Genomic DNA, 3,906 nt, shown 5'->3' on the forward strand with positions numbered 1-3,906 from the left:
CCTCTCCCCCGCTTCGCGGTGGGCGAGGAACCCAGGTCTTGAGAGATCCGCGGGACAGCAACATCTCCTCCAGAGGAGGGCGATCAGCAGCTTCACCGACGACACCTACTCCGAAAGGTGCGATTCCCCTCTTCCGAGCAACCCCAAGCTTGACGCATCGGCGAAATGCAACTATGGAACGCCAACTTTTTCCATAAGGCCGCCTGACCGAAACCGCGCGCCACCCGGCGCGGGTCGAATGTTTGGCCAGGACCGAGAACCGAAGGTTAGTATCATGTCCCGCACCTGCGAACTCACTGCCAAGGCAGTCATGTCCGGCAACAATGTGAGCCACGCCAACAACAAGACCAAGCGACGCTTCCTGCCCAATCTCGTCAATGTGACGCTGATCTCGGAAGCGCTGAACCAGAATGTGCGCCTGCGCATTTCGGCCAACGCGCTGCGTTCGGTCGAGCATCGCGGCGGCCTCGATGCCTTCCTGGTCAAGGCTGACGCCAAGGAATTGTCGCAGCGCGCCCGCCTGTTGAAGAAGCAGATCGCCAAGAAGCTCGCCGAACAGCCGGCCGCCTGAGTTTTTCGGCGGCAGCCGCCTTCCAGGGCGTGACCGGGGTTCCGGATCGCGTTCCGCTGGTTCCATCACCCAGGATAAAAAAATGATTTTCCTCTCGCGGTACCTGCCCTTCGTGGAGGCCATGGCACTCGTCGTCGTGGCTTCGAACATCCTTGTGCTGTTCCCGATGCAGGGTGCAATCGGCGGGCTGTCGCTGGCCGACATCCTGACTTGGGGCGCCTTCACCTATCCGTTCTCCTTCGTGGTTACCGATCTCGCCAATCGCCGTTATGGGCCGGCGGTGGCGCGCAGGATCGTCTTTGTCGGCTTCATGACAGCGGTGATCTGCTCGATCGTCATCCCGCCGCTGCTGTTTCGCCACGGCCTGATCGAATTCGAGACCGCCGCCGACCGGCTGGTGCGCATTGCCGCGGCCTCGGGCGCCGCCTTCCTCACCGCGCAATTGCTCGACGTCACCGTGTTCAACCGGCTGCGCCGGCAGAGCTGGTGGCGCGCACCGATCGTCGGCACGCTGGTCGGCTCCGTTTTCGATACGGTGGTGTTTTTCACCGTCGCCTTTGCGGCGGCTTTCGCCTTCGCCGGGCCGAACGAGGGCTTTGCGCTGGAGACCGCGCCGCTGATGGGCGTGCTGCCGGTCAAGACGATGCGCTGGATATCCTGGGCGCTCGGCGATCTCAGCGTCAAGCTGGTCATAGCGGTGGTGGCGCTGATCCCTTACCGGCTGCTTGCCGCCCGCTGGAGCCAGCCGGCACTGGCGGCATAGAGCATGATCCCGAACCGAAGGTCCGCGTTAGCGAAAAGTGGGAACCGGTTTTCGGACAAGATCATGCTCAAAGACTATCGAGCATGATCCCCTGGCTTCAACTGGACTCGGCAAAAACGCCTGACGGCGGACAGGAACTCCGGCTGAAGCGGCGCGGCGGCGAATTCTCGATCATGCTTGGCGCGAACGAGCTGATGAACAGCCGGCTCAGCGGTTCCGAAGAGGCGCTGGCCAAACTGTCTTGTCAAAGGATTGCCGGCCGCCTGAACCCAAGCATCCTGATCGGCGGCCTCGGCATGGGCTTTACCTTGCGCGCGGCGCTGGCCGAGCTTGGCGCCGATGCGAAGGTCACCGTTGCCGAACTGGTACCGGCGGTCGTGATTTGGGCGCGCGGCCCGATGGCCGAGGTTTTCGACGGCTGTCTTGACGACCGGCGCGTCGGCATTCGCGAGACCGATGTCGGTCAGCTCATCCGATCGCAAGCATCGGCCTGGGACGCGATCCTGCTCGACGTCGACAACGGCCCCGAAGGCATCGTCTACAAGGCCAATGATGCGCTCTACAGCGCAGCCGGCCTGATCAGCGCGAGAGCAGCTCTCAAGCCCGGCGGTGTGCTGGCGGTCTGGTCGCAGGGCCCTGACGCAGGTTTCACCCGAAGGCTCAAGCAGGCGGGCTTCACGGTCGACGAGGTCAAGGTGCGGGCTCACGGCAAGCGCGGCGCCCGTCACATCGTCTGGCTCGCGAGCAAGGGGCAATAGGCCCCTTGCTGGACGCCGCCCGATAACGCCGACGAACCTCTACTGCGCGTTCTGAAGCTCGGCGGCGAGTGCCCGCAGCAGCCCGCGCGTACCCTCCTCGCGCCCTTGCGCTGAATCGACACCATCGAAGAACGCACCCTGTTCGGTATAGGTCAGGCGGGTGCCGTCGCCGGAGGGTGCGAGTTCGACAGTGGTGAGCGACGCCGACAGCGGCTGCGGCCCGACCGCCATCCGGTAGGAAAATACGATGCGCCGGTCGGGGACGATGTCCTGGAACTGCGCATCGAGCCTGATCTCCGGGCCGCCCTGATGGCTGAACCGCGAGACCTCGCCGCCGCCGACGCGGAAATCGAAGGTGAATTCGGCGATGGTGAAGCCGTCGCCGTCGACGCGCCAGCGCCGTACTGTCGCCTTGTCGGCAAAGGCGAAGAAGACGCGCTCGGGCGATTGCGGATAGGTCCGCTCGATGCTGAAGGTCGAATGGATGACGGAGTGCTGGTCGTTCACGGGCGCAATCTGGTTCATTTCTTGTCGTCCTTTTCCTGGTCGTGGAGTGTTGCGTTCGGTTGTGAAGTCTCCGCCAGGATCTGGCCGAGACGGTCGAGGTGGCGTTCGGCCGGCGTACGGCGCGCGGCGATCCAGTCGGCGAGCGGGGCAAGTCCGCCGGGCTCGATCCGGCAGGTGCGCACGCGTCCGACCTTCTCGCTGCGGATCAGCCCGCACGCTTCCAGCGCCTGGAGATGCTGGAGCACGGCGGCGAAAGTCATGCCGAACGGCTCCGCCAACTGGCTGACGGTGGCCGGCCCGCGGCTCAGCCTTTCCAGGATTGCCCGGCGCGTCGGCTCGGCAAGAGCCCGCAGGATGCTGTCGATCTCGGAATACTTAAGCATGGACTTGAGTATTTCTTCGACGGCACAAATTGTCAAGTCTTGACTAAAGTATTTTTTTGCAGGCGGCGAATCTGGCTGGAAACCCGCAGGTTATTGCCAGGGGGCATTGCCAAGGGAAATTACACGATCTGCGAACGGCGCGGAAACGCCAGCGTCGCTGTCAGCCAGACAACGGCCGATCGCGCGTCAATCCTCGTGCAGGATGAATTCCAGATAGAGATTGCGCTGCAGGATCGAGTGATTGTCGTCGGACATCAGCGACACGATCAGCGCGCCATCGTCGCGGGTCCAGACGTCGAGCGCTTCCATGTTGTCGATCTGGTAACCCATGTCGGCCTCAAGCAGCACCGGCCCGTCGGCGACGGCGCCCTTCTCGATGCTTTCGCCATAGATGCGCCGCAGCCGCATCTTGACGCCGCGGGCCATCGAAAAACTGCGCTCCAGCAGCAACAGGTCGCCGTCCGGCAGGAAGGCGCCGTCGGTGATGTCGAAATCGCCATTGCGCTTGACGGTGAAGACGCCCTTGTGCGGCCCTTCAATGATCGCGGCAAAGATGTTGCCGGCTTTGTCGAGGCTTTTTTCCGACACCACGACCAGCCCGCCCGCGTGCTGTCCGTACGGATGGGCGCGGGTGACGGTCTCGAAGCCGCGATTGCGGCGGAGTTCCCCGGCCGGGATCAGGAAGTCCAATTGCCTGAACGGCGCCTTCATGTCGTCCGGGTCGATCTTGAACTCGGCGATACGGTGATCGCGCTCGAAGCCGACCGTGGCAATGCCGTCCCGGACCGCGAGCCCTTCGGCATCGACCGCCCCTTTCAGGTCGATCGGCTGGCCGGCCGCATCGACCATCTGCTGCATGCGAAAATTCTCGATGCCGGAAGGCCGCTTGTCGGCATCGAGAATTTTCGCATGCAGCAGATGGTC

6 protein-coding genes are annotated in these 3,906 nt (G+C 63.5%); 3 read left to right on the top strand and 3 right to left on the bottom strand.

The features are described 5' to 3' along the window. Positions 1-274: 274 nt before the first annotated feature. The 3 genes from rpmB (at position 275) to E5W70_RS30170 (ending at position 2,092) form a co-directional block, all read left to right on the top strand. Positions 275-571, top strand: coding sequence for a 50S ribosomal protein L28 (gene rpmB, locus E5W70_RS30160; protein ID WP_292664929.1), 297 nt, complete (start codon positions 275-277; stop codon positions 569-571). A gap of 82 nt (positions 572-653) precedes the next feature. Further along, positions 654-1,334 carry a queuosine precursor transporter gene (locus E5W70_RS30165; RefSeq protein WP_292664930.1) on the top strand — a complete coding sequence of 227 codons (681 nt, stop codon included), beginning with the start codon at positions 654-656 and terminating at the stop codon, positions 1,332-1,334. Positions 1,335-1,417: 83 nt separating this feature from the next. Next, positions 1,418-2,092, top strand: coding sequence for a hypothetical protein (locus E5W70_RS30170; protein WP_292664931.1), 675 nt, complete (start codon positions 1,418-1,420; stop codon positions 2,090-2,092). Positions 2,093-2,131: 39 nt separating this feature from the next. Here E5W70_RS30170 and E5W70_RS30175 read toward each other — a convergent pair whose 3' ends face one another. The 3 genes from E5W70_RS30175 to E5W70_RS30185 form a co-directional block, all read right to left on the bottom strand. Beyond that, positions 2,132-2,617, bottom strand: a complete 486-nt coding sequence (locus E5W70_RS30175) for an SRPBCC family protein (protein WP_292664932.1) — start codon at positions 2,615-2,617, stop codon at positions 2,132-2,134. Then, on the bottom strand, positions 2,614-2,982 hold the full coding sequence (locus tag E5W70_RS30180) for a metalloregulator ArsR/SmtB family transcription factor (protein WP_292664933.1): 369 nt from the start codon (positions 2,980-2,982) through the stop codon (positions 2,614-2,616). The genes E5W70_RS30175 and E5W70_RS30180 overlap by 4 nt, the downstream gene beginning before the upstream one ends. 186 nt (positions 2,983-3,168) lie before the next feature. Further along, positions 3,169-3,906, bottom strand: a 738-nt coding sequence (locus E5W70_RS30185; protein ID WP_292664934.1) for an esterase-like activity of phytase family protein, incomplete at its 5' end; no start/stop codon positions are given.

The organism is Mesorhizobium sp. (assembly GCF_005063415.1).
In the GTDB taxonomy this organism is placed as follows: Bacteria; Pseudomonadota; Alphaproteobacteria; order Rhizobiales; family Rhizobiaceae; genus Mesorhizobium.